Raw genomic sequence first — 25,714 nt, 5'->3', positions numbered from 1 at the left:
TCCTCACTTGTCGCTGGGGTGGAGGGGACGGTCGGCCGTGGGAGGAGTGGCGAGCGAATCGGCCACAGCGACGGCCTCGGCAGTCCTGCGCTGGATCTGCTCGAATCGGTGGGCGGCGATGTCCGGTGCCGTCGCGAGCCAGGACCCGCCGCAGGCCAGGACGGCCGGGTGCTGCAGGTAGTCGGGCAGGTTCGACGGTGAGATCCCGCCGGTGGGCATGAATCGCACGGTGCGGTACGGCGCGGACATCGCGCCGAGCAGGCGGAGGCCACCCGCGGCCTCGGCGGGGAAGAACTTCAGCAGGGTGAGGCCGCGGGACAGACCCATCTCGATCTCGGTCGGCGTGCTCACGCCCGGCACGACGGGGACGCCTCGGTCGAGACAGTGGTCCACGACCTCGGCGTTGAATCCCGGCGCGACAACGAACTGCGCCCCGGACGCGACGGCGACATCCACCGTGGCGACGTCGAGGACCGTTCCGGCTCCCACGAGGATCTCGGGCACCGAGTCCCGCAGGGCCGCGATGGCCTCCGCCGCCGCCGCCGTGCGGAACGTGACCTCGGCCAGGGGCAGGCCGCCCGCGACCAGGGCGCGTCCGAGCCCGGGGGCGTCCGCTGCGTCATCGATGACGACGACCGGCACCAGGCGGCGCACGGCCAGCTCCGCAGTCAGGGTGTGCGTGTCCATGCCGGTCCTCCTACGCCTTCGTCGCCGCGCCGGTCGGCTGGCTGCGGTGGGCCCGAACGATGTCCGCGGTCGACCGCGCATGGGCCTCGATCTGGTGGAAGCGACCCTCGACGATCGACTCGGGACTGGCGACCCAACTGCCGGCACAGGCCACGACGTTCGGCAGTGCCAGGTAGCTCGCCAGGTTCTGCGGGGTGATCCCTCCCGAGCACAGGAACTCCACGCTCGTGAACGGGCGGCCCAGCGCCTGCAGCATGGCGGGGCCACCCGAGAGCTGCGCGGGGAAGAAGTTGAACGTCCGGACCCCGCGGGTCCACCCCACCTCGATCTCGGACGCGTCGTTGGCGCCGGGGACGATCGGGATGCGTCGTTCGACGCAGTAGTCCACGACCTCGGGGTTCAGGCCCGGTGAGACGACGAACGCCGCACCGGCGTCCATGGACCTCTCCACGGTCTCCGCGTCGATCACCGTCCCCGCCGCGACGAGCAGCTCCGGCAGCTCCGCCCGCAGCCGGATGATGGCGCGCTGGGCCGCCTCGGTCCGGAAGGTCACTTCCACGAGCCTCAGCCCCGCGCGGAGCAGGGCCTCCCCCAGGGGGACGGCGTCCTCCGGGTCGTGAACAGTGACGACCGGCATGAATCCCGCGTCGCGCAGGGCCTCGGTCACCTCGGTGGCTGTACGCACGTCGATCCTCAGACGATCGAGCGGCGCGTGCCGCCGTCCACGGAGACCGAGGATCCCGTTGTTGCCGATGCCTGCCGGGAGCACAGGTAGACGGCCATCGCTGCCACCTCGTCCGGTGTCGCAGCGCGGCGCAGCAGTTGCGTGGGCCGGTGGACCCGGACGAACTCGTCCGTCGCCTCTTGCTGGGTCTGGCCCTCCTGGGCACCCATCTTCCAGACGAACTCCGAGACGCCCTCGGACGCCGTGGGGCCGGGGAGGATCGAGTTGACCGTCACGCCGGTTCCCGCGCAGAACTCCGCCAGCCCTCGCGAGATGGCCAGTTGCGCGGTCTTGGTCATCCCGTAATGCATCATCTCCGGAGGAATCTGGAGGGCGGACTCGCTCGACACGAACACGACCCGGCCCCAGCCCTTGTCGATCATCCCGGGCAGGTACGCCCGGGACAGGCGAATGCCGCTCATCACATTGATCTGGAAGAACCGGAGCCACTCGTCGTCATCGATCTCCAGGAACGGCTTGGGGTCGAAGATCCCGAGGTTGTTCACGAGGATGTCGCAGCTGGGGACCGCGCTCAGCAGCTGCTCGGCACCCTCGACCGTGGCCAGGTCCGCGGCAACACCGCGGACGGACGCGCCGGGGACGTCGTTCTCGACGGACGCGACGGCGCGCTCGACGGTGGCCTGGCTGCGACCGTTGAGGACAACGGCAGAGCCCGCGCCCGCCAGGCCGCGCACGATGGCCAGACCGATTCCCTGGGTGGAGCCGGACACGACGGCTGTCGTGCCACTCAGATCGATGTGCATGGCTGCCCTTCGGTTCAGATGTCGGAGACGAGGACGGGGGTGCCGCCGTTGGTGGCCGAGGTCGCGGCGGCGAGGACGAGGCCGATGCTGCCGAGGTTGTCGGCGCCGCTGGGCTCGGGGGCACGATCCTCGTCGAGAGCATCAAGGAACTCCTCGAGCACCGCGGCTCGCTCCTCCGTGGGCGGATCGACCAACGGGACGCGCATGAGGTCTCCCGGAAGCTCCAAGGCACCCGGCGTGTAGACGGTGTCGGCGAGCTCGGTCGGCCGGAAGTAGACCTCGTTGTCGGCCCAGTGGAGGGATCCGCGGGTCCCGTGGATCTCCCACGCACCGTCCCACGTGGTCAGAGGCCCTCGGGAGCAGTACGACCCTTGCCACGAGACCATCGCACCGCCGGGGGTCTCGAACTCGACCGTCGCGCTGGCGTTTCCCCGGTACCAGCTCCAGCTGGGGTTCCAGCTGCGGGCGCGGACGACGTGCGGCTCGAGACCGAACACACCACGGATGAAGTCGAAGTGGTGGATGGCCATGTCGATGATCAGCGGCTCGTCCATGAGGCAGCGGAAGTTGTCCGGCTCAAACGGCGTGGCCTTGTGGAACCGACCGAAGACCTGCTCTACCTCGCCGATGAGCCCGCGTCGGATCAGTGACTGGACCGTGCGCGGACCCCGACGGAACCGGAATGTCTGGGAGATCATCAGACGCCGTCCCGCCGCTTCGGCCGCTGCCACGACCGGACGGGCATGCGCGGGCGTGGGCGCGAACGGCTTCTCCATCAGGATGTGCAGGCCCTCGTCGATCGCCGCCATCGCGACCGGCGCGTGGTCGGCCGGCGGGACGACGATGAGCGCGCAGTCTGCCTCGACCGCGGCCAGGGCCTCGTCGACGGACGTGAAGCGGTGGTCGGCCGGCAGACCGATCTGGTCGGCGACCCGGTCGAGCGAGACCCGGTCCACGTCCACGAGGCCGACGAGCTCGCTGCGCTCGCTCGACGCAACCTCGTGGGCCCAGCCTTCGCCCCACCAGCCCGTACCGAACTGGAGGAACCGCCGCGGAGTGGCCACTACAGCTCCTCCCCCTTCAGCCACCGCGCTGCGATCACGGCGATGAGCAGCGCCGAGCCCTGGAACACCGGCTCGATCCAGAAGGGCGCACCGAGCAGCACCAGCCCGGTCGTGCCGACCTGGACCGTGATGACCGCGAGGACGGTCCCCCAGACGTTGAACACCCCGGGCTGGACGGCCGTGGCGCCGAGGAACACGGCCGCGTACGCAGGGAGCAGGAACGGCGTACCCACGGTGGGGTTCCCGCTGCCCAGGATGCCCGCCTGAACGACTCCGGCCACGCCGGCAAGGAAGCCCGCCCCTGCGAAGGCCAGCAGGGTCACGTTCTTGACCGAGATGCCGGAGAGCCGGGCCGCATCCTTGGATCCGCCGATGGCGTACAGGTAGCGGCCGAGCGGTGTGCTCGAGAGCAGGTACCACATCAGCAGCGCGATGACACCGGCGTAGACGACCGGCTTGGGAACGCCGAGGAAGTCACCCCGGCCGAGCGCAACGAGCCCTTCAGGGATGTTGGAGTAGAACACGTTGCCCTGGGTGTACGCGCCGATGAAGCCGGTGAGCAGTGCGCTCATCGCGATCGTGACGATGAACGAGTTGACGCCCACCCTTGTGACGAGCAGACCGTTGACCACTCCCACCAGGGTCGACGCCCCGACGGCCGCGATCAGCGCCGGCACCAGCGGCCAGTTGTTCTGGGAGGTCAGTCCGGTCACCAGGATGACCGACATACCCAGGTTGGCTGCGATCGACAGGTCGAGCTCGCCGACGATGAGCGGGAGGAGCAGGCCGAGGCACAGGATCGTCAGCACGGCCTGCAGCGTCAGGATCGTCGACGCGTTGGCCCCAGTAGCGAAGGTCTCGGGCCTCAGCAGCGAGAAGACGATGATGAAGAGCACGAGGATCAGCGGCAGCGCGATGCGGGAGGCGAAGATCGACACCGGCTCGGTCCTGCCGCCGGGTAGCCGCACGGTGCGGACCCGGTCCGCCCCTACGGAGACGCGCTCGGTCGTGACCTGAGTGGTCATGCGTCGCTCCCTTGGCGTTGAGTCGCCAGCGATCCGGCGCTCCCGAAGTAGATGAGCTCGGTCAGCTGCTGGCGGGTGAGTCCCTCGTTGGGTAGGTCGGCGATCAGGCACCCGTCGCGGAGTACGAGGAGCCGGTCGCAGACGCTGAGCATCAGGTCGAGCTCGGAGGAGATGAGGAGCACCGCGGTGCCCTGTTCCGCCGCCTTGCCGATCAGTTCGAAGATCTCGACCCGCGCTCCGATGTCGACGCCCTGGACCGGCTCGTCGAAGACCACGAAGCGGGGATGGGTGTTCATCCACTTCGCGATGACGACCTTCTGCTGGTTGCCACCGGAGAAGAACTTGAACGCCCGCGACTCCATCGGCGGATTAACGCCGAACCGCTCGATCAGCCCGCGCACCGTCTCCCTCTCACGGCGGGTCGCGATGCGACCGCCGGTGAAGAAGGTCGACACCGTGGGCAGCGTCAGGTTCGCGGAGATGGGCATGTCAAGCACACCGCCGTCGCGGCGACGGTTCTCCGGCACGAGCGCGACCCCGGCCCGCACCGCTCGCTTGGGCGAGCTCGGGGCGGAGGAACCGGTGACCTCGACGCTGCCCGCCGTCGGTCGCTGGGCCCCGAAGAGCATCCGGGCCAACTCGCTGCGACCGGAGCCGAGCATGCCCACCAGCCCGACGATCTCCCCCTCCGACACGGTGAAGGACACGTCCTTGAGCCGGTTGCCCCGCAGGTGGGACACGCGGATCACCGGCGTCCCGACCCCGCCGCGCTGCTCTCGCTCGGGGATGGCGACCTCGCGGCCGACGATGAGGTGCACCAGGTCTCGTTCCCTCAGCCCCTGGCAGTCGACCGTGTCGATGCGACGGCCGTCCCTCAGGATCGTCGCCCGGTCAGCCAGCACCAGAATCTCCTGCAGCTTGTGCGAGACGTACAGCACGGCGACGCCGCTCGCGGTCACCTGCCGGACCGAGGCGAACAGGCGCTCCGCCTCGTCATCCGGAAGTGCGGCAGTGGGCTCGTCCAGGACGAGGACCCGGGCACCCGACTCGGCCGAGCTGAGGGCGCGGGCGATGGCGACGATGGTCTGGGTGGCGACGGGCAGCCGCGCAACGGGTGCATCGATGTCGATGTCAGCGTGGTTCAAGCGTCCCAGGACCTCGCGAGCCCGGGCACGAATCCTCCGCCACCTGATCCGGGACAGCAGACCGGTCCCGTACCCCTGGCTGATCGCGAAGTTCTCCGCCACCGAGAGGTTGGGGATCAGACCCAGGTCCTGGTGGACGAACACCATCCCCAGGCGAGTGGCCTGGGCCGGTGTCAGGGGGAGGTCCACCGGCTGCCCGGCGATGCTGACGGCCGCACCGTCATCGGGCTGGTAGAACCCGGCGAGGCACTTGATGAGCGTCGACTTGCCGGAGCCGTTCTCGCCAAGCAGGGCGTGGACCTCGCCCGCTCGGAGCTCCAGGTCGACGTCGTCCAGCGCCCGCTGGCCGGTGAAGGTCTTGGACAGCCCCCGCACGGTGAGTGCCGTGCGGGGGCCGTCCTCCGCCATGGCGGACTGGATCACTGCTGGACGCCCCACGCCTCGAGGTACAGCGGGATGGCGTCGAAGTCGCCGTCCCAGGCCTTCTCGGTCAGGCCTGCGGCGTTCTCCTGGACGACCAGCTTGCCGACCAGACCCTGGTCCGCGGGAGACTCTCCGTTCAGCAGCCGGTTGATGTTGTCCACGTGGCCGTAGCCGGCGCGCTGGAAGGCGAACCCGATGCAGGCGTTCTGGACCCCGCCCTCGGCGACGATCTTCGCATTGGCGACGTCGCAGTCGACGGAGAAGGCCTGTGACGTTGCGGGGTCAGCCAGGTTGGCGGGGATCAGGCCCTGGGTGATGACCTGGTTGAGAGCGGCGTCGAACCCGACGAAGAGGGTGTTGTAGTCGGGGTGCTGCTTGATGGTCTGGACGACCCGGTTCGGCAGAGTCGTCGCGATGTCGGCGGCGAGGTGCTTGTCCTCGGCGAGGAGCTCGCAGCCACCGCCCGCGGCGGCGCAGTCGTCGATGAACTGCTTGAACCCGGCGATGCGCTGCTGGACCGTGGCGAACTCGTCATCCTCGAACACGATGGCCTTGACCGGCTGACCGAAGGTCTCCTGGGCGTTGAGGTACGCCTGCTGGCCGAGCAGGTAGCCGGCGTCGAAGTTGACCTCGAGCGGCGGGACGATCGCCTGGTACAGGTCGTCGGCGTTGCCGGCCATGTTGGAGACCACGACGATGCCTGCGTCGCGGGCCGCCTGGAGGTCCGCCTTGATCGCGCCGGCGTCGATGGACGTCGTCATGATGGCGTCGGCCCCGCTGGCGACGGCCCGCTGGACCGCGGCGGAAGGCCCGCCCTGGCCCTGCGAGGGGTCGTCGATCGTGACGTCCCAGCCGAGGAGCTCCCCCGCCTCCTTGGCCGAGCGGGCGGAGCGCGCGCAGCCCTCGACCGCCATGGAGCAGGGGATGATGACCAGCTTCACGCCCGAGCTGGGGGCCGGTCCCCCGGTCGGGACCGGTGCGGTCTCCGGGGTCTGGTCCGCCTTGGCGGCGTCCACGGCCTCCTGCGCCGCCGCCTCGAACGCGGCCAGGTCACCGCCCGCCGTCTCACCACCGCCGGATGCGTCGGACGACGTGGACGCCGCGTCGGTGGCAGGGGCACTGGAGTCGCCGCTCGAGCTCGAACCGCCGCAGGCACTGAGCAGCAGGCCTGCGGTCAGGACGACCGACCCGACCGCCGCCAGGTGCCGGCGGCGGTGGGTGCTGACGCTGTGGGTCATGTCCGAGAACCTCCCTGGGCCCTGGGAGGCCAGTCCCCGCTGGACGCCTCTCCGTTGTGCCCTTCGCCACACCATGGCAGAGATTTCGAGATTTGGTCAACTGTTTCGTAGAAGTTTCTGCCCAATCTCGGCCCGCACTTGTTCACGGGCGCCGGCAACGGCGGGAACCGGTGGGCACGCGGCCCGACTGGATGAGAACTTTCTTCGATCAGGAGCGGGTGTCAGCCGCCGGCGCGGGTGCCTCGGATGCCCGAGACGTACGTCTCCTCGAGGTGTCCGAGGGTCTCCGCGTAGTAGCGCACGGCGTAGGCGGCATAGAGCGCATCCGTCACCAGCAACTGGCCCCACTTGGCGGTCACGGCCTCCCCGTAGACGCCGGCATCCGCAAGCGGCGAGCCCGTGAGCAGCACCGCGTCTGCGGCACGCGCAACCGGCGACCTCGGATCGGACGTGATGGCGACGGTGAAGGCGCCGTGCTGCCGAGCCAGGAGCAGAGCATCGGCGACGGAGGTGGTGGCCCCGGAATCACTGATGCCGAGCATGACGTCCTGGTCGCCGAGCGTCGCGGCGGTCATCACCTGCAGGCTCTGGTCCCGGAACATCGAGCACTGCTTGCCCGCTCGCACGAAACGCAGGATCACGTTCTCCGCGGCGACCGCGGAGGCACCCATCGCGACCACGTGGATCGCGCGGGCGGCATGGACCCGGGAGACGACGTCCTCGATCAGACCCGGGTCCAGGAGCACCGCCGTGCGCTCGATCGCCTGCCGACTGCCGATGCCGACCTTGCCCAGAGCCTCCGCGACCGTGTCGGTCTTGAGGATTCCTTCGTAGACGTAGGCCTTGCCGGTGACGCCGTCGCCGTTCCCGCGCGAGGAGTAGACCGCCTCGGCGATTCCGAGCCGCATCGCGTTGTAGTTCGTCAGGCCCAGTTCGCGAACGAATCGCGACACCGTCGACTCGGCGACTCCCGCCTCCTGCGCGAGGTCCGTAATCGACATCGCCTGGGAGTCCTCGGGTCGGGCGAGGATCACGTCGGCGACCTGACGAAGAGCGGGGCTGAAGTGGTCCGCCTTGCCGGCGATCAGGTGCAGCAGGTTGCGGCGCTCGGGAGGCCCTGAGGTCACCGCCGCCCCCTCTCCAGCGCGCGCTGGACGCCTGCTCAACGCTGGGAGTGTAGACGTGATGATCAGCCCGCGTTGCGCACCTCGCCGTCGGGAGACAGGAGGTAGGCCGCCCCCACGCTTGGCACGATGGCGTGCACATCAGGTGCGGACTCGCTCAGGTCACTCGCCAGCTGCACCGGATCCACGGTGTTGAAGTCGAACATCCCCCAGTGGTGGCAGATCAACGTTCCGATGCCCGCCTCGCGGCACAGCTGGACAGCCTCGTACCAGTGGAAGTTGCCGGGTACGCCGTTGCCGGAACGGTGGGCGTCTCGGCCATTGACGGGGAGGAGGGCCACCTGGACACCGAGGTCGCGCAGCAGGTCCGCCTGGCCCTCGTACGGGACGCAGTCGCCCGAGTGGTACAGCCGCACACCGCCGACGTCGAGCACGAACCCGAGGTGGAGGTAGTTCCCCATCTCGTCCTGCGTGAGCTCCTCGTGCGCGGCGGGGATCGCGCGCACGGCGACCTCCCCCACCACGTGATCCTCTCCGGCGTTGATCTCGACGAGGCGATCCGCTGGTACCCCGCGGTCGAGAGCCTTGGCACGCTCGGCGCGGGGGACGACGAACGCGGGGTCGCTAGCGGTCTGGACGGCTCGGATGGTCCCGGGGTCCATGTGGTCGGTGTGCCCATGGCTGCACAGGACGGCGTCCAGTCCCCGGATCCCCGCCGGATCCACGGGGATCGGGACCATGCGGCGGTGCGGGAAGAGGGTCCCCCGGTACTTCTCCGCGAGCGAGTCCGACAGGTACGGATCCACCAGCAGCAACGTGTCTCCGCGACGGAGAGCGAACGTCGCCTGACCGAGCCACCACAGGATGCCGTCATCGTGGCCCGCCGCCTCGGGCGGTGTGAAGTCAGGGCTCACCGAGTTCACGACCATGACCCTCCCCGCGTGACGAGTTCTCGCAGGACTTTCGTATTGCTGGAACAGTACTAGAAGAATCTTCGATCCTCGACTTCGCCACGAACGGCAACGACGGGGCCCGGGCTGGCGGGGCGGAAGGCGGCAGGCCCCCGTGAGGGCACAACGGCTGAGCATCACTGAGATCGGCCGCGGACTACTGACTGTCCCCCGCAGGACTAATCTGGAACCCACAACTCCAGCACGGCCAGGGGCGATCGGATACCTCTTCGAGTCCCGTCACTCACCCCACGCGTCCGGAGCAGCGGAGTTGATCTTCCGCGGAAGATCGACTCCGGCGTCCGATCCCGGTCTCGACGTCCCTACCCGCTGGCGGTGCGCACCGGGACCTCGAGGAACCTCCCCGGGTCGGCGGCCAGTTGCGCGGCGGTCCGCTCATCGACGTCGATGACGAACGCCGCCCGCACCGGGTCACCGTCGGCCGGGGTGGCCACGACGACGACGTCGTACGACCCGGACCGCCAGGGCATCTCCGTGTCACTCACCATGAGCGCCACCGGCGACTGAGGGGTGGACGCGCTGACGAGCAGCGGGCTGGGGTCGGCGGCGAACTCCCACGTCAGGGCCTGCGTCCCCGGGTCGTAGGCCCAGGTGCCGCGTTCCTCCCACGTGAACGCGACCGGGTCGCCGCCGCCCACCGGCGTGACGGTCGCGCCCAACCCGGAGACGACGGCCACGCGGTCGGTCGTCCCGCCGACGATGAGGTGGGGCTGGACGTACATCCACGCTGCATCACCTGCCTGCACGATCCGGACGACCGAGGGAGCGCCGAGCGCGACGTCAGGAGGTCGGTTGGTCGCCCACCAGGTGAACATCGAGAACAGCAGCGACGTGACCGCGATGACCAGGGGTATCACCGTGGTCCCGGCCGCCCTGAGCAGGCCGCGAGCGTCCGACTGTCCCGGCGAGGGTTCGGTCGGGCCGGTCGGGTCGACCGGCGGCGGCGCGTCCATGCGACGTCCCTACAGGTCCGAGCGTGGGGTGTCGGCGCCGGCGGTGACGGCGGCGCGGCCTGCGGCGGGCGAGTGCATGTCGGCGAGTGTGACAGCAGCCGCCGCGTGGCCCAAGCGGCCGTGCGGTCGCCTTCGCCGCGACCCGACCGTCCGGCCTGCGGTGCACCGTTCTTCGCCCGCGCCTCGGTCGGCAGATGCACCATGTGCCGGATGCCTGCCCAGGAGGTCCCCTTCAGACGCGCCGTCGTTGCGGTCGTACGTGTGCCCGGCCGGGGTCAGGTGGTCCTGGCGTCCACGCTCGCGTAGCCGATGGGCGGCGGGTACGTCCCCAGAAACTCCTGGTACTCCGGAGACTGGACGAACGACGACGCCGCGATTCCCTGGAAGGCGGCGGCGTCGGCGTACACCGTCATCCCGACGACCAGGTGCGGGTCCAGGGCAGACACCCACTGGTACTCCGCCACGAAGCCGTCCTCCTCGCGGAGGGCGGCCAGGAACGCATCGCGCGTCACGGCGTACGTCGCGGAGTCGAAGTCCGCGTAGGCGGACAGGTCGCGGCTGGCCACCTCCAGGACTTGGCCCGGGACCCCGGCGATATCCGCGAGGTCGTAGCGCGCCGTCGGGTCGAGCGGACGCAGCGCCGTGAAGACCGCCGGAGTGAAGGTCGCGAACAGAGCGGCTGCCTCCGGAGATCCGCCCAGCGCCTCGCCGGCAGCCGCGAAGGCGGACGACGAGTCGTACTCGGTCATGCCGATGAACACCGGCGGCTGCGGAGCCCCTCCCGACGCGAAGTCGAAGACGGCGGCGAACTCGCGGTCGGTGCCCACCCCCTGCTGCTCCCGAAGGCGCGCGACGAAAGCGTCGCGGGCGACCGCGAACGCGTCGAGGTCCTGGCTCGGGTGGAGCCGCCGTACCGCCAGCTCCGTGACGACCCCCGCGTCGAAGGTGCTCCCCATGTCGCCTCCTCAATATCTGAATGTTCAGGTAGTTGCGGAGCCTAGGCCTGACTATCTGAACGGTCAAGTAATCTCGGCCCATGGAGCCGCTCAACGACGTGGAGACACAGGCCTGGCGGGCGTTCCTCGTGCTGTGGCGGCTCGGCCTCCCCGAGTTCGACCGCACGCTGCGCACCGAGGGGCTCATCCACCTCGAGTACGGGATCCTGGCCGTCCTCCGGGAGGCCCCCGACCAGACCATGCCCGCCGGCGAGATCGCCGCCCTGGCAGGCGTCAGCTCCAGCCGACTCAGCCACCGCCTGCGGGTCATGGAGTCACGCGGTGACGTCACCCGGTGCACCTCGCCGCTGGACGGGCGCGGAGTCCTGGTCACGCTGACCGAGCAGGGAGACGCCAAGGTCGCGCGGCTGGCAGACCGGCACACCGCAGACATCCGCCGGGTGATGTTCGACCCCCTGACGGCCCAACAGACCGCGGCCCTCGCCGACGCCCTCATGACGATCGCGCGACGGCTCAGCGACCACCCCTTCCTCACCCCGGGCGACCGGGTCTCGTGACCGCCGCGGTGGCCCCTCACCCCGCCCGTCGGCCCGGCCGGGCGGACGACCCGCCGCGGTGCGGGCGCCGCCCGGCCGGGCCGGGAGGACAGCGTGTCGCTAGGCGTTCGCGCGGGCCGAGAACACGTTCAAGCCTCCGGAGAACACCGACGTCCCCAGCTCAGCGTTCAGCGCGCCCGCGGCGACATCGGTCAGGGTGAGGTTCGCGCCGGTCACCTGGACGTCGGCCGGGTCGATCGCCGCGCCGGACAGGTCGATGTCGAACAGGGCCACGCGGATACCGTCGGGCACCCCGCCCCGGCCGTCGAACACGGTGCCGGTCAGGACCGGGGTCGAGTAGTCCTGGCCGACCGCCGGCTCGGAGAAGCCATCCAGGTCGATGGTGAAGTCCTTCACCACGATCCGCTTCGTGAACGAGCCGAGCTTGACGAAGGCGACCCCGCCGGAGTGGGTGATCTCGCCGGTCAGGCCGTTGCTGACGCCGGTGATGGGGAACGAGTACGTCAGCGCCAGCGGTCGCAGCGAGGCGCCATCGGTGCGGCCCGGGGACACGGTGTACGGAAGGACACCGGCTCGCAGCAGTGCCGCGGCGATGCCGGGCTGCGTGGTCACGGCGGTACGGCCAGTCGTCGGGGACGGCACCGGGTCGGTGTCGGCGGACGCGGTCGGAACGGCGAACAGCGCGGTCGTGCCGGCCAGGACGGCGGCGGCCACGCCTGCGGTCAGGCGGCGGGCGAGGGACATCGGCGGAACCTCCGGGTGGTCGGGCCTCGACGCGGTCGGATGACGGCGTCGCTACCCGTTCTTCGCCCGAACCCGGGGGCCCGGATGCACGAACCCCGGTCCTCGACCGCGATGCAGTCGTGTGCAGGGACGTCGAAGAGGTGCGCCGTCGCTGCCGCAGTTGCGGTCGTCGGCCTCCTCCGGGAGGCCGCCTACGCCTCCAATCGGTAGCCGAGGCCGGGCTCTGTGACGAGGTGCCGAGGGTGCGCCGGGTCCGGCTCCAGCTTGCGTCGCAGCTGAGCCATGTAGACGCGTAGGTAGTGCTGCTCCTTCTCGTAGCCGGGGCCCCACACGTCGGCGAGAAGTTGCTTGCCCGAGACCAGGCGCCCGAGGTTGCGGGCCAGCACCTCGAGCACGTGATACTCGGTGGGCGTCAGCCGGACGATCTCGTCCCCCCGCCGGACCTGCCCCGCAGCGAGGTCGATGACGAATGACGAGGTCTCAACAGCGGAGACCGCTGGACCGCCGGAGAGGGTGCCACGCCGGATGGCGGCCCTGACTCGGGCCATCAGCTCGTTCATCTCGAACGGCTTGGTGACGTAGTCGTCGGCCCCGGCGTCGAGGGCGAGCACCTTCTCCGCGCCCGTCGATCGGGCCGAGAGGACGATCACTGGGACGCTGCTCCAGCCACGGATGCCCTCCAGCACCTCGATGCCGTCAAGGTCAGGAAGACCCAGGTCCAGGACGACGACGTCCGGGTGGCACTCGGCCGTCGCCGCGAGGCCTGCGCGTCCGGTGGCCGCGGTGCGTACGTCGAAGCCTCGGGCGCGCAGGTTGATGGCCAGGGCGCGCGCCAGAGCGGCCTCGTCCTCGACTACCAGAACGGTGGTCATGGACCCTCGCTCGCGTTGGCTCGGTCAGCGAGAGGAACGCGCACCAACATCGTCAGGCCGCCACCCGGCGTGTCGTCCGCCCACACCGTCGCCCCCACCGCTTCCGCCAAGCCGCGGGCCACCGCCAGCCCCAAGCCGACCCCCGTTCCCGAGGGAGCATCGCCGAGGCGTTGGAACGGCTGGAACATGCGGGTGCGGTCGTCGGCTGCTACTCCAGGGCCTCGATCGATCACGCGGAGCTCCAGGGCGTCGCCAGGCACCGCGGCAGCGCACACCCGGACGGGCACCCCGTCCGGGCTGTGCCGCACGGCGTTCTCCAGGAGGTTGGCGACCACCCGCTCGAGCAAGCCCGCGTCGGTGTTCACCAGCGGCAGTCCCTCCTGGACCTCGTCCAGGGCGATCTCATCCGGAACCCCCGAGAGCACCCTGCTCACCACCTCGTCGATCGACACCGCTTCGAACACGGGCCGCACCGCGCCAGTCTGGAGCCTGCTCAGGTCGAGCAGGTTGGCCACGAGCGCGTCGAGCCGGTCGGTCGCGTCGGCCGCCTCCTGGAGGAGCTCCCGACGGTCACGCTCGCTCAGGCCCAGGTCATCGTCGAGCACGGTGTCAAGCGCCGCCTTCACTCCGGCTACAGGCGTGCGGAGGTCGTGGGACACGGCGGCCAAGATGGCCGTGCGTACGCCGTCGGAGGCTTGCAGCCGAGCGGCGTCCGCGGCCCGTGCCGCCAGTCGGTTGCGCTCGAGGACGGCACCGGCCTGCGCGGCGAAGGCGTCGAGGATGCGGAGATCCGAGGCCGGGAGGGGGCGCCCCGCCAGAGCAAGGTGGAGACCCGGCCCCGCATCGACGACGACGTCCGCCTCGTCCAGCCGACGCGGGGGACGGTCGCCCGTGGCCTCCACGACGCTGGGGAACGGCGCCTGTGCGAGGTCCTCGAACAGGGAGGCGCTTCGCATCCCGAAGGTCGTGCACGCCTGATCCAACAGCGCCTGGATCCCGTTCTCGCGCCCCAGGACCTCGGTCGACAAGGACAGCAGAATGTTGGCCTCGGCACGGCGGCGCGCCGACTCCTGAGAGAGGGCCACGCTGCGGTCGACGATCGACGCGATGACGGCGCCGACAAGGACGAAGACAAGAAGTGCGAAGGCGTTCTCCGGCTGCGCGATGGTGAAGGTCCGAACCGGATGGACGAAGAAGAAGTTGACAGCCAAGCTCGCGATGAGCGCGGTCGCGACGGCCGGGGCCAGGCCCCCCACGAGGGAGGAGGCGACCACACCGAGCAGGTAGGCGAGCAGCACGGTGGACAGGCTCAGCACTCGGTGGAAGGGAGCGAGGACTGCCGTGACGGCAAAGGGGATCGTGACGGCCAGCACCCAGGCCCAAGCCCGGCGTCGGGCGATCCGGCCCCGCCGCACCCGTGCCGCCCCCGTGCGTCCGGCCCGATCGTGCGTGACGACGTGAATGTCGATCTCGCCGGAATCCCGGACGATCTCGTCGACCGTACTGGGGCGAAGGGCGAGGCTGATCCGGCCTCGACGCGACGCACCGACGACCACTTGCGTGCCGTTGACGGACCGGGCGAACTCGAGCACCGCCTGCGCCGGATGCTCCCCGACCACGGTGTGGAACGTGCCGCCGAGATCCGCAGTGAGCTGGCGAAGGCGCGCGAGACTCTCCGGCCGCGCTCCCCGAGTCCCGTCGCCGCGCACCACGTGGACGGCGACGAGGTCCCGCCCGGCGCTGCGGCCCGAGATCAGCGCCCCCCGACGGAGAAGCGCCTCGCTCTCCGCGCCCCCGGTGACGGCCACCACGATGCGGGTGCGGGCCGCCCACGTCTCCTGGATCCCGTGCTCCTCGCGGTATCTCTCCAGTCCCTCCTCGACGCGGTCCGCCAGCCACAGCAGCGCCAGTTCTCGCAACGCGGTGAGGTTGCCGACACGGAAGTAGTTGCCGAGCGCGGCATCGACGTTCTCGGACGCGTAGACATTGCCGTGCGCCATTCGTCGGCGCAGGGCCTCCGGTGTCATGTCGACGAGTTCGATCTGGTCGGCAGCGCGAACCCTCGCATCCGGCACGGTCTCGCGCTGCTTGATCCCGGTGATCGCCTCGACGACGTCGTTGAGTGACTCCAAGTGCTGGATGTTCACCGTCGAGATGACGTCGATGCCCGCGTCGAGCAAGTCGTCGATGTCCTGCCAGCGCGTGGCGTTCCGCGCGCCGGGCACGTTGGTGTGCGCGAGCTCGTCGACGAGGGCGACCTGGGGCCGGCGGGCGAGCACCGCGTCGAGGTCCATCTCCTCGAACGTCGCCCCGCGGTGCTCGATCACCCGTCGAGGGACCACCTCCAGGCCGACGATCAGGTCAGCGGTGTGGCGACGGCCGTGGCTCTCCACGAGCCCGACCACGACGTCGGTGCCTCGCTCGAGCCTGCGGTGACCCTCGCCCAGCATGGCGAAGGTCTTGCCCACCCCGGGAGCGGCGCCGAGGTAGATGCGCAGCCGGCCCCGGCCCATGGGCCCATTGTGGCGGGCGGCTGGGTCCGGCGTCACGACAAGAGCGCCAGAGCGAGGTTCAGCTCGAGCACGTTGACGCGCGGCTCGCCGATGAAGCCGAACAGCCGTCCTTCGAGGTGCTGTTCCACCAGGGCCATGACCGCTGACTGCTGAAGGTCTCGCGCCGCGGCCACGCGGGCCACCTGAACGCGGGCGTACTCGGGGCTGATGTGGGGGTCGAGACCGCTGCCCGAGGCGGTCACGGCGTCGGGCGGTACGGCGCCGCGGGGGACGCCGTTCACGTCCGCAGCCGCCGCCTGCCGCTCGGTGACGTCCGCCACCAGGTCGGGGTTGTCCGCGGCGAGATTGCTGCCCCCGCTCGACAGTGCGTCGTAGCCGTCCCCAGCCGCCGACGGCCGCGGATGGAACCACTCGGGACCGGTGAAGGACTGGCCGATAAGGCTCGACCCGACCACGTCCCCAGATCCGTCGGTGACGTAGGAACCGTCGCTCAGCGCCGGCAGGAGCCGACCGACGCCGAAGACCGCGAGCGGGTAGAGGATGCCGAGGACGACGGTCATGACCAGCAGCAGGCGCAGGCCGACCCAGGCCTGGCGCAGGGCGAGGGGCATGTGATCACCCGATCCCGGGGATGCGCGAGATGACCAGGTCGAGGAGCTTGATGCCGACGAAGGGAACGATGATCCCGCCCAGCCCGTACACGAGGAGGTTGCGGGCGAGCAGGGACGACGCATTGGCGGGGCGGTATCGCACCCCGCGCAGGGCGAGCGGGATGAGGGCGATGATCACCAGGGCGTTGAACACGACCGCAGAGAGGATCGCCGAGTTGGGGCTCGACAGGCGCATGATGTTGAGCGCCTCGAGTCCGGGATAGGCGGCCACGAACAGCGCCGGGATGATGGCGAAGTACTTCGCGATGTCGTTGGCGATGGAGAAGGTCGTCAGCGAGCCCCTGGTGATGAGCAACTGCTTGCCGATCTCCACGACGTCGATGAGCTTCGTGGGGTTGGAGTCGAGGTCCACCATGTTGCCGGCCTCCTTGGCTGCAGAGGTGCCGGTGTTCATGGCGACGCCCACATCCGCCTGTGCCAGCGCGGGGGCGTCGTTGGTGCCATCGCCGGTCATCGCAACCAGGCGACCGCCCTCCTGCTCGCGCTTGATCAGGGCCATCTTGTCCTCGGGCGTGGCCTCGGCGAGGAAGTCGTCGACCCCGGCCTCCCTGGCGATCGCCGCAGCGGTCATGCGGTTGTCGCCGGTGATCATCACGGTCCGGATCCCCATGCGACGCAGTTCGTCAAAGCGCTCCCGTATCCCCTCCTTGACGACATCCTTGAGGTGGATCACACCCACCACCCGCGCTCCGTCCGAGACGACAAGCGGCGTGCCGCCGGCGGCCGCGATGCCGTCCACCTCGGCTGCGCACTCGGGCGGCACGTTGCCGCCCAGGGCGGTCACGTGCGCGAAGACGGCATTCGCGGCGCCCTTGCGCACCTGGCGCCCATCGACATCGATCCCACTCATCCGGGTCTGGGCCGTGAAGGGCACGAAGGTGGCCTGCGCGAGCAAGCCCGCCTCGGGCGCCCTGAGGCCGTACCTCTCCTTGCAGAGCACGACGACGGACCGGCCTTCCGGCGTCTCGTCCGCCAGGCTGCTGAGCTGCGCCGCCTCTGCGAGATCCGCCCCGGTGACGCCTCGGGCCGGAAGGAGTTCGACCGCCTGCCGGTTGCCCAGGGTGATGGTCCCGGTCTTGTCCAGCAGCAGCGTGGATACGTCGCCGGCGGCCTCCACTGCCCGCCCCGACATCGCCAGCACGTTGCGCTGGACCAAGCGGTCCATGCCGGCGATACCTATCGCAGACAGCAGGGCCCCGATCGTCGTGGGGATCAGGCACACCAGCAGCGCGACCAGGACGACGACGCCCGTGGTCGTTCCGGAGTAGGCGGCCAGCGGCGACAGGGTGAGGACCACGAGGAGGAACACGATCGTCAGCGAGGCGAGCAGGATATTCAGAGCGACCTCGTTGGGTGTCTTCTGACGGCTGGCACCCTCGACCAAGGAGATCATCCGGTCGATGAAGGTATGGCCGGGGGCGGCCGTGACCTGCACGACGATGCGGTCGGACAGTACCTTCGTGCCGCCGGTGACCGCGCTGCGGTCACCGCCGCTCTCGCGGATCACCGGCGCGGACTCCCCGGTGATGGCTGACTCGTCCACGCTGGCCACGCCTTCGACGACGTCGCCGTCGCACGGGACGACGTCACCGGCCTCGCAGACGACCCGATCACCGACGACCAGCGCCGTTGCGGGGATCAGGGACTCGCGTCCGGCCCGGTCGAGACGCCGCGCCACGGTGTCGCGGCGCGTAGCACGAAGTGTTGCAGCCTGCGCCCGGCCACGGCCTTCTGCCACGGCCTCGGCCAAGTTCGCGAAGACGACCGTCAGCCACAGCCACGCAGCGACAGAGATGGCGAACACGCTCGGCTCCGCCACCGCCCCAAGCGTCGCGAGGACGGAGCCGACCAGCACGACGAACATGACGGGGTTGCGCCACATCAGGCGGGGGTCGAGCTTGCGCAACGCCCCGGGAAGGGACTGCAGCATCATCTTTGGCTCGAAGGCGCCCGCACTCGCTCGCCCCGCTGCTGCCGTCTGGGGGGTCATGACAGCGCCTCCGCAATAGGCCCGAGGGCGAGGGCCGGCACGAACGTCAGCCCGGCGACGATGAGAACGACCCCTGCGACCAGGACCACGAACAGCGGCCGGTGTGTCGCTAGCGTTCCGTCGGTGACCGGGACCGCGCGCTGTGCGGCGAGGGAGCCGGCGAGGGCGAGCACGAGGCAGATCGGCGCGAAACGACCGAGCCCCATCGCGATCGCCAAGGCGACGTTGTAGAAGTCGGTGTTCGCGTTCAGTCCGGCGAACGCCGAACCGTTGTTGTTCGACGCGGACGCGAACGCATAGAAGACCTCCGAGAGCCCGTGCGGTCCTGGATTGAGGATGGAGTCCAGGCCCGCGGAGGTGGCCATCGCCACGCCGAGCCCGATCAGGAGGACCGCCGGGGTGAGGAGCACGTACAGCGAGACCAGCTTCATCTCACGAGCACCGATCTTCTTGCCGAGGTACTCCGGCGTCCGTCCCACCATCAGACCGGCGATGAAGACCGAGACCATGGCGGCGATGAGGATCCCGTAGAGACCCGACCCGACCCCACCCGGGGAGACCTCGCCCAGAACCATGTTGAGGATGGCGAGGCCGCCGCCGTCGGCGGTGAAGGACGAGTGCATCGCATCCACGGCCCCCGTGGACGTTCCGGTGGTCGCCGACGCGAACACCGCCGACATCGGCACCCCGAACCGGACCTCCTTGCCCTCCATGGCCGCGCCTGCCAGCTGCAAGGCGGGGCCACCGTGGGCCCACTCCGCCCAGACGAGGAGCGAGGTGACCGAGCCCCACAACAGGGCCATCACGGCGAGGACGGCGTAGCCCTGACGCTTGTCCCCGACCAGCCGGCCGAACGTCCGCGTCAAGGCCACGGGTATGAGCAGGATGAGGAAGACCTGGATCAGGTTCGTCCACGCACGGGGATTCTCGAACGGGTGCGCAGAGTTGGCGTTGAAGAATCCGCCGCCGTTGGTGCCGAGGAGCTTGATGGCCTCCTGGCTGGCAACCGGGCCTCCCGGAATCGTCTGCTGGCCACCAGTCACCGTTGTGACCGCGGTGTCCCCGGCGAAGTTCTGGATGACCCCGCCGAGCAGGAGCACCACTGCGAAGACGACGGCGAGCGGCAGCAGCACCCGGAGGGTGAGCCGCGTGATATCGACCCAGAAGTTGCCCAGTCGGTCGGTGTTCGTGCGCACCAGGCCCCGCACGAGCGCGATCGCGACGGCGATGCCGACCGCGGCGGACAGGAAGTTCTGCACGGCCAGGCCGGCCATCTGCGCGGTGTAGCCCAGAGCCGTCTCGCCTGAGTACGACTGCCAGTTTGTGTTGGTCACGAAGCTGACCGCCGTGTTGAGCGCCTGCAGCGGCGGCACCCCCTGCCGGTCCAGCGAGTACGGGAGGGCGGGCTGCAGGCGCAGGATCCCGAAAAGCACCAGGATCGACACGGCAGAGAACGCGAGCACCGACCGCAGGTACACGGTCCACCTCTGGTCGGCCGCCGGGTCGATGCCCGCGATCCGGTAGACCGCTCGCTCGATCCGGCTGTGAGAGGAGGACTGCACGACTCGCGCGACGTACTCCCCCACGGGTCGGTGGGCAACAGCCAGCGCCACCAGCAGCAGCGCCACCTGCAGCAGTGCAGAAGTGAGGCTGGACATGTCAGAAGTGCTCCGCTCGCACGAGCGCCACCACCAGGTACACCGTCAGTGCGATTCCCGACGCCAGGGCCAGCAGCCCGAGCCAGTCCACAACAACTCCACTCCGAGTGCGACCGCCGTCCGTAGGGCCTTGTTCACTCCGCCGACAGCCACCGCGTCCATCGCTCGTCCTCGACGGCCTGACCGCCTCAGTACAACCGCAGCCGGCGGAACGCGGACCGATCCTTGACGCTTCCTTGACGCCCACCGAGGAAGCCTTGATGCGGTGCTGATGGCTGGGGACGGCGATGGCCGTCCAGGGTCTGGCGACAGGACCGGCCGATCGGACCATCGACTCTGCTGTCACCGGCACCGGATCGCTACCGTGGACATGGGTCTGCGGGCACCGTGATCCACGGTCCGCAGCGTCGGCGGCCTCGGTCGTCGGCAGGGTCACGGTGCCTCACCGCTGGAGGTGCACCGTGACTCGACCGGCCCGGCATCCTGTCCCCTGGCTACCCGTCCCCCGGCTTCTGGCCTTCCTCTTCGCGCCACTGCTTGCACTCACCCTTGTCGGAGCCGCGCCTTCGACCTCGGCGGTCGCGGCGCAGCCCACGGTCAAGGGGGCGGCGTACGCGCATCTGAAGACGTTCCTCACCCAGTACGACTCCACCGGGTTCGCACACGCAACCAAGATCGCGGGACTGGTGACGTTCCGGCGCACCCTCGCCTCCGTGCGCGTCAAGGTCGACCGCGCGCTGAAGCCCATCGCGCTGTACGACCCGAAGTCGCACACCATCACGTTCTCCCGCGACCCCCGGACCCTGCCGCTGCGGCTGGTGCTGGACTTCGGGGAGACCGTCTGGCACGAGCTCGTCCACGCCATCGAGGACGACCACGGGGACATCGGGGTCCTGGACAGCACCAACTACGCAGAGCGCAACGTCGAGTACATGGCCCAGGTCGTCAACGTGGCGTTCCCCAAGCTGCGCAACATGGAGCGACTGGCGCGCAAGGGCGCGTCCACGGCGACCCTCGCCCGCTACTGGAAGCTGTTCCTGGGCTCGATGAGCGCCGCTGCCCAGGACGCGGTGAAGAACGGCTACCCCGTGAAGCCAGCACTGCTCTCATCGTGGTTCGGGTTCTCCGCGAACACCGACAAGATCAAGGCGTACTACCTGTCCGGCAAGTTCCTCCCCGGACGTCCGGGCAACAACCTGCGCGCCGCCATCCGCGGCGACACGGCTCCGCCCCCGCCGACGGCGCCATCCTGGGCGGGTACCTGGACCACGAACTGGGGAACGATGACGCTCACGCAGTCCGGTGCGACGGTCACGGGCACCTACACCAGCGACGGCAGGCTCACCGGGACGGTCAGCGGCAACACGCTCACGGGACGATGGTCCGACGGGCCGAACTGGGGCCCGGCCGACGGAGGCACCTTCGTCTTCACGCGGACGTCCACCACGGGCTTCATGGGGTCCTGGAAGCACGACGACGGCCAGCGCTCAGGCACCTGGACCGGGAGGCTTCAGTAGCGGGATCGCAGTTCCCCGCACCGGCCGCTTGGGACGCGCCGACCGCCGCAGCCGCGTCACGCCTCGGCGGGAGCGCGGTCAGGGATACCAGAGGAGCGGCGGTCCGACGGGCGGCGTCGCTCCGGTGGCCAACTCGTGACAGAACGCGACGTAGGCGAAGACGTTGCGTATCTGGTCCCCGGTCTGCAACGAGGAAAAGCGGGGCGTGCCCGGGACTCCCTTGATGTCGGCGTCGTAGTAGCAGAACTCGGCCGCGACGCGGAGCATCTCCGTCGCCCTGACGGTGCCGCTCAGCACGTTCGCGAACGGTGGGGTCACAGCGAAGGTCAGCCCGGGGAAGCCAGAGCAGGCGCGGTAGATGCCCCGTTGGGAGGTCGAGCGGAAGCCCGGCTGGTCCAGCCCCAGCACGTTGGGCGACCCCAGGAGCTGGGCCATCCCATCCACCATCGGGGCGAGCCAGTAGCGCATCAGCGGGTCGCGCGTCCCGGGTCCACCAGCGCCGGCTCCGAAGTCACGCTCAAGGGCCGCCTCGAACGCCACCCTGCCCGGGGTGACGTCGGCCGGATCGGGATCGTTGTACTGCTGCATCGCGTTACGAGCCGACTGGGCCCAGCCTGCAGCGGTCGCAGCGGCGGCGCTCGCCAGTGCAGGGAGCGTGCCGGTCCCCGGGTCCGGGGCGTCCGGCGAAGCCGACTCCGAGGCGAAGATGGCGTCGAGGGCCGCCATGGTCCCCTTCCCCACGACGGGGTCGGTCGGCTGAAGGCCGGAGTCCTTCTTGAACGCGGAGACCGCCTTCCCGGTCTGCTTGCCGAAGAGACCATCGCTCCCCGTCCAGACCAGGTAGCCCAGGCCGGAGAGAGCGTCCTGGACCCGATGCACGGCCTCGGAGTCCGGGTCGTCCAGGGTCAGGGTGCGCGTGCCGGCGAGGCAGCCTTCCAGCGTGGCCTGACCTCGGAATCGCTGCGACTGCAGGGGCATAGCGGGCTCCTTCGGGTCCGGACGGATCAGAGGTGATCGCTGGAGGACCCGAGCCCCCGCTGATTCGACACTGTGGCACCGCCACGACCACACGTCCAGACCCCGCCCGGCGACTAGAGCAGGTCCAGTCCGTACTCCTCGGCGATACGGGCCAGCGGGGCCAGCAGTCGCGGGTGCTGCAACGGGACATGCAGGAGCGGGTGGGTCGGTACGGCGTCGGCCGCCCGCTCGAAGAACACGAGGGAACGGCCAGCCGGCAGCACGCTGGAGCTCCACGAGATCCCGTCCAGCTCGCCGTACGCGTTCCAGATCGTCCTCGCCCAGCGGCGCGCGACGGCACGCGGACCGGACATGAGTGCGGCGTTGCCGCCCGCGCGGGCAAGCCAGTTCGACCCGGCCAGGTCCAGAACACGAAGCCTCCGCGTCGGCTGCCACAGCACCAGCCAGTGGGAGCCCGGCGACACCGGGACGACCCTGCGCTCCGCGAAGGCCTCGAGCACCGCGACGTGCAGGGGGTCGGCGCCGGCCCGCGGCCCACCGAGCGCCGCGTACATCACGCCCCGGTGGGGGTGGTCGCGCGTGGGAGGTGGCTGGTGGTCGAACCGCATCCCGGCGAGCGGACCGTGGAAGCGGAACTGGTCCCATGACTGCGGGTGGGCGCCGTCCACCCGGTACAGGCGCACCGCGACCATGCCGGTGCTGGGGATCAGGTCGGCCGACCGCAGCCGGGGCAGGTCCGCGGCGGCCGGGGGCGGAGGGCACCGGACCGTCACCGACGCGACCCGTCCCTGTCAGGCACGGACCAGCGAGTGCACCAGGTCCGCCACCGGTTCCGGGTCCCCGCCCGACACCAGCCAGTCCACGGGAGACACCGGCGTGCCGTCGATGGCCAGGTCGACGTTCGGGTTCGTCATGAAACCGGCCAGTTCCAACGGATGCAGCCCGGCGGCCTGCGCCGTGATCCGATCCAATCCGGGGACTACGCGATCCGCGACGAACTGCCAGCGAGGCAACGCGTAGCCGCCCTTCGACCGGATCGCCACCAGCTCACCGGAGTCGATGCGCTGGCGAACCCGTGCCGCGGTGACTCCCAGCAGCGCGCCGGCGTCCTCCACGGAGAGCCCTTGGGTGACAAGGGCGTGCTCCTGCAAGCGCCCGGCCAGCAGCGCACGCATCCCGGCCGGGTCCCCCTCGGGTCCGTCCGCAGAGATGCCGGCCTCGGCCAGCGCGTCGACCTCGGCCTCGGTGAACGCGCTGCGCCGTGAAGCCAGGGCGCCCTCCACGAGGCCGAGCAGCTCGCCCACCTCCAGCCCAGCCTCGTCGGCCACCCGAGCCAGCCGCGCCTCGTGCTCCAGGGCGTCCGCAACCACCACCCGTAGCGCCGTCGCCACGACCGGGCTGTGCCCGGCGGGCAGCACCACGGTGACGTTCGCCTGCTCTGCCCCGGCGACGCCGCGCGCTCGGGCGGACCGCCGCGGTGGCGCCGGTACGTCCTTGACCAGCGCCTCGGGGACCTCGAGCGTGCTCATGTTGCGCCTCCTTGCGTGCACAAGGATACAGAAGCAGCCGGTCGCCTCCCGCGGCCGATCACAGATGTGAGCCCAACGGTCGCTACCCGGGGCCTCGTACGCCGGGTAGCGACCCGTCGGCTCACATCTGCACGCGCGGTCGGTCCCAGCCCGACGATGTGGGTCTTCCGCGGAAGATCCACATCGTCCGTCGGACCTAGCGGTTGTCGCGGCGCTCCTTGCGGCGGCGGTGACGGCGCATCATCCCCAGGCCGAGCCACACCAGGGCGCCGAACACGGCCACCACGATGGTGTAGAGCCACAGCGGCCAGGTGAAGGTGAGGACCAGGAACTTGAACTCGACGCTCTCGGTGTTCTGCAGGATGAAGATCACGAGGACACCGAGACCGGCGATCGAGGCGATCGCCCCGAGGCCCAGGCTGCGACCGTCCTTGGCTGGCTCGGACTGCTGACTCATCGCGTTCTCCCCACCGTCGGCCCGGGTGTTCCCGGCGGCGCCATCGTGACAGAACGCCTACCCGTCTCGGCGGACATCAGGGCAGCGCGGCGTCGTCGGACGGTCGGGCGTGCCGGACCACCAGCCGAAGGGTCACGACCGCGACGTACGCCCACAGCAGCACGAGCCCGACGGCCGCGACCAGCGAGATCACCCGCAGCGCGATGCTGTCGAGCTCCACGGCCAGCGCGGACACCGCCAGCGTCATGGCCCCGACCGGGAACACGAAGCCCCACCAGCCGGGATGGATCGGCACCGCACCGGCGCGCCGCAGCCGGCGCAGCTCGACGACGGCGAAGGCCGCCCACCACAGGCCGAAGCCGAGCCCCATGGCGAGTACGGCGACGCCGGCGCCGACCGCGGACAGCGACTCGATCCCGGCGGCCCGGCCGGACTGCAGCAGCCGGAGCAGCGCGATGCCGAGGATCCCGGCCGGCGCCAGCGGGATCCACAGCGACGGCGCGAGCGCAGACGGCATCGGGCCGGCCATGGCCAGCCGCGCGACCAGCAGGGTCAGCACCACTAGGAACAGCACCAGCCCGATCCCGAAGAAGGCGAAGCCGACGGTCAGCAGCAGGCCAGCGGCGCCCGGGTTGGCCGCGATCAGTGGCGTCAGGGCCAGCGGGACCAGCAGGTTCATCACAGGCGGGATCAGCCAGCCGCCGTTGACGTTCTCCAGCCCTGGCGAGGCGTGCAGCATCACCGACGACCACGCGACCCCGGTGACCAGCGCACCCACGGCTCCGACGACCAGCAGGATCCCGGACACCCACAGCGCGACCCCGGTGGGCACCAGCTCCGGACCGACCCGTCCCCAGCCGACGGCCAGGACCAGCAGGCCCGCGGGCACGGTCGCCAGCATCGCGCCGTGCCCGGGGTGGGCCACCTCGTCGCGCAACTCACCCCGGTCGCCCAGCCGACGGGCGTAGCGCGGTAGCAGGAGCAGCCCGAGCGCTGACGCCAGCAGCAGGAACGCGACCGCCGCCCAGTCCCAGGCCGCACCGCCCCAGGCAGCGCCCTGCGACGCGAGCACCAGCGCCACCGCGCCCGTGCCCATGACCGCGCCGTACCAGGCCGGGTGCGCGTGGACGGATCCCGTACTCATCCCATCTCCC

Annotated in this window: 24 protein-coding genes; 2 read left to right on the top strand and 22 right to left on the bottom strand. The window is 70.2% G+C overall.

Annotation, left to right across the window (positions count from 1 at the left end):
- Positions 1-3 precede the first annotated feature (3 nt).
- The 11 genes from eda (R2737_15830) to R2737_15780 form a co-directional block, all read right to left on the bottom strand.
- Entirely contained in the window at positions 4-687 is a 684-nt protein-coding gene (gene eda, locus R2737_15830; protein MEZ5117730.1) for a bifunctional 4-hydroxy-2-oxoglutarate aldolase/2-dehydro-3-deoxy-phosphogluconate aldolase, read from the bottom strand.
- A 10-nt stretch (positions 688-697) separates the two neighbouring features.
- Entirely contained in the window at positions 698-1,372 is a 675-nt protein-coding gene (eda, locus tag R2737_15825) for a bifunctional 4-hydroxy-2-oxoglutarate aldolase/2-dehydro-3-deoxy-phosphogluconate aldolase (protein MEZ5117729.1), read from the bottom strand.
- An 8-nt stretch (positions 1,373-1,380) separates the two neighbouring features.
- Positions 1,381-2,175: an SDR family oxidoreductase gene (locus R2737_15820; protein MEZ5117728.1), complete on the bottom strand. Its 795-nt coding sequence runs from the start codon at positions 2,173-2,175 to the stop codon at positions 1,381-1,383.
- A 14-nt stretch (positions 2,176-2,189) separates the two neighbouring features.
- Positions 2,190-3,239 carry a Gfo/Idh/MocA family oxidoreductase gene (locus tag R2737_15815; GenBank protein ID MEZ5117727.1) on the bottom strand — a complete coding sequence of 350 codons (1,050 nt, stop codon included), beginning with the start codon at positions 3,237-3,239 and terminating at the stop codon, positions 2,190-2,192.
- The gene (locus R2737_15810) at positions 3,239-4,264 is read right to left on the bottom strand and encodes an ABC transporter permease (protein MEZ5117726.1); all 1,026 of its coding nucleotides are present in this window, start codon (positions 4,262-4,264) and stop codon (positions 3,239-3,241) included. Before R2737_15810 ends, R2737_15815 begins: the two co-directional genes overlap by 1 nt.
- The gene (locus R2737_15805) at positions 4,261-5,832 is read right to left on the bottom strand and encodes a sugar ABC transporter ATP-binding protein (protein ID MEZ5117725.1); all 1,572 of its coding nucleotides are present in this window, start codon (positions 5,830-5,832) and stop codon (positions 4,261-4,263) included. The genes R2737_15810 and R2737_15805 overlap by 4 nt, the downstream gene beginning before the upstream one ends.
- Complete coding sequence (locus R2737_15800) at positions 5,829-7,070, bottom strand: substrate-binding domain-containing protein (GenBank protein MEZ5117724.1); 1,242 nt, start codon at positions 7,068-7,070, stop codon at positions 5,829-5,831. Before R2737_15800 ends, R2737_15805 begins: the two co-directional genes overlap by 4 nt.
- 221 nt (positions 7,071-7,291) lie before the next feature.
- The gene (locus tag R2737_15795; protein ID MEZ5117723.1) at positions 7,292-8,197 is read right to left on the bottom strand and encodes a MurR/RpiR family transcriptional regulator; all 906 of its coding nucleotides are present in this window, start codon (positions 8,195-8,197) and stop codon (positions 7,292-7,294) included.
- Positions 8,198-8,259: 62 nt separating this feature from the next.
- Entirely contained in the window at positions 8,260-9,117 is an 858-nt protein-coding gene (locus tag R2737_15790; GenBank protein MEZ5117722.1) for an MBL fold metallo-hydrolase, read from the bottom strand.
- Positions 9,118-9,467: 350 nt separating this feature from the next.
- Positions 9,468-10,118, bottom strand: a complete 651-nt coding sequence (locus tag R2737_15785; GenBank protein MEZ5117721.1) for a hypothetical protein — start codon at positions 10,116-10,118, stop codon at positions 9,468-9,470.
- A gap of 275 nt (positions 10,119-10,393) precedes the next feature.
- Positions 10,394-11,074 carry a hypothetical protein gene (locus tag R2737_15780; GenBank protein MEZ5117720.1) on the bottom strand — a complete coding sequence of 227 codons (681 nt, stop codon included), beginning with the start codon at positions 11,072-11,074 and terminating at the stop codon, positions 10,394-10,396.
- Between the two features lie 80 nt (positions 11,075-11,154).
- Here R2737_15780 and R2737_15775 point away from each other — a divergent pair, with 80 nt between their 5' ends.
- The gene (locus tag R2737_15775; protein MEZ5117719.1) at positions 11,155-11,631 is read left to right on the top strand and encodes a MarR family transcriptional regulator; all 477 of its coding nucleotides are present in this window, start codon (positions 11,155-11,157) and stop codon (positions 11,629-11,631) included.
- Between the two features lie 99 nt (positions 11,632-11,730).
- Here the strand turns inward: R2737_15775 and R2737_15770 are convergent, their stop codons facing one another.
- From R2737_15770 to kdpA, 6 genes are all read right to left on the bottom strand, one after another.
- A complete protein-coding gene (locus R2737_15770) occupies positions 11,731-12,375 on the bottom strand; it encodes a hypothetical protein (GenBank protein MEZ5117718.1) in 645 nt (214 codons plus the stop codon).
- A 191-nt stretch (positions 12,376-12,566) separates the two neighbouring features.
- Positions 12,567-13,247, bottom strand: a complete 681-nt coding sequence (locus R2737_15765; protein MEZ5117717.1) for a response regulator — start codon at positions 13,245-13,247, stop codon at positions 12,567-12,569.
- Positions 13,244-15,760, bottom strand: coding sequence for a DUF4118 domain-containing protein (locus R2737_15760; protein ID MEZ5117716.1), 2,517 nt, complete (start codon positions 15,758-15,760; stop codon positions 13,244-13,246). Before R2737_15760 ends, R2737_15765 begins: the two co-directional genes overlap by 4 nt.
- Before the next feature lie 32 nt (positions 15,761-15,792).
- Positions 15,793-16,371, bottom strand: a complete 579-nt coding sequence (gene kdpC, locus R2737_15755; protein ID MEZ5117715.1) for a potassium-transporting ATPase subunit KdpC — start codon at positions 16,369-16,371, stop codon at positions 15,793-15,795.
- A 4-nt stretch (positions 16,372-16,375) separates the two neighbouring features.
- Positions 16,376-18,421, bottom strand: a complete 2,046-nt coding sequence (gene kdpB, locus R2737_15750; protein ID MEZ5117714.1) for a potassium-transporting ATPase subunit KdpB — start codon at positions 18,419-18,421, stop codon at positions 16,376-16,378.
- A complete protein-coding gene (kdpA, locus tag R2737_15745) occupies positions 18,418-20,079 on the bottom strand; it encodes a potassium-transporting ATPase subunit KdpA (protein ID MEZ5117713.1) in 1,662 nt (553 codons plus the stop codon). The genes kdpB and kdpA overlap by 4 nt, the downstream gene beginning before the upstream one ends.
- A 461-nt stretch (positions 20,080-20,540) precedes the next feature.
- Between kdpA and R2737_15740 the strand changes: the two genes are divergently transcribed.
- Positions 20,541-21,596: a hypothetical protein gene (locus R2737_15740; protein MEZ5117712.1), complete on the top strand. Its 1,056-nt coding sequence runs from the start codon at positions 20,541-20,543 to the stop codon at positions 21,594-21,596.
- Positions 21,597-21,674: 78 nt separating this feature from the next.
- On the opposite strand, the gene R2737_15735 is transcribed toward R2737_15740, so the two are convergent.
- The 5 genes from R2737_15735 to R2737_15715 all read right to left on the bottom strand — a co-directional run bounded on the left by R2737_15735 (position 21,675) and on the right by R2737_15715 (position 25,704).
- Entirely contained in the window at positions 21,675-22,574 is a 900-nt protein-coding gene (locus R2737_15735; protein MEZ5117711.1) for a peptidoglycan-binding domain-containing protein, read from the bottom strand.
- A 113-nt stretch (positions 22,575-22,687) separates the two neighbouring features.
- Entirely contained in the window at positions 22,688-23,347 is a 660-nt protein-coding gene (locus R2737_15730; protein ID MEZ5117710.1) for an RES family NAD+ phosphorylase, read from the bottom strand.
- 18 nt (positions 23,348-23,365) lie between these two features.
- Entirely contained in the window at positions 23,366-24,103 is a 738-nt protein-coding gene (locus R2737_15725) for a hypothetical protein (protein MEZ5117709.1), read from the bottom strand.
- Between the two features lie 196 nt (positions 24,104-24,299).
- The gene (locus tag R2737_15720; GenBank protein MEZ5117708.1) at positions 24,300-24,560 is read right to left on the bottom strand and encodes a LapA family protein; all 261 of its coding nucleotides are present in this window, start codon (positions 24,558-24,560) and stop codon (positions 24,300-24,302) included.
- Between the two features lie 76 nt (positions 24,561-24,636).
- Positions 24,637-25,704, bottom strand: a complete 1,068-nt coding sequence (locus R2737_15715) for a hypothetical protein (protein ID MEZ5117707.1) — start codon at positions 25,702-25,704, stop codon at positions 24,637-24,639.
- Between the last annotated feature and the right edge of the window lie 10 nt (positions 25,705-25,714).

It is taken from the genome of Candidatus Nanopelagicales bacterium, assembly GCA_041393815.1.
In the GTDB taxonomy this organism is placed as follows: Bacteria; Actinomycetota; Actinomycetes; order S36-B12; family JAWKJK01; genus JAWKJK01.
This window is presented reverse-complemented; position numbering and strand designations above follow the sequence as displayed.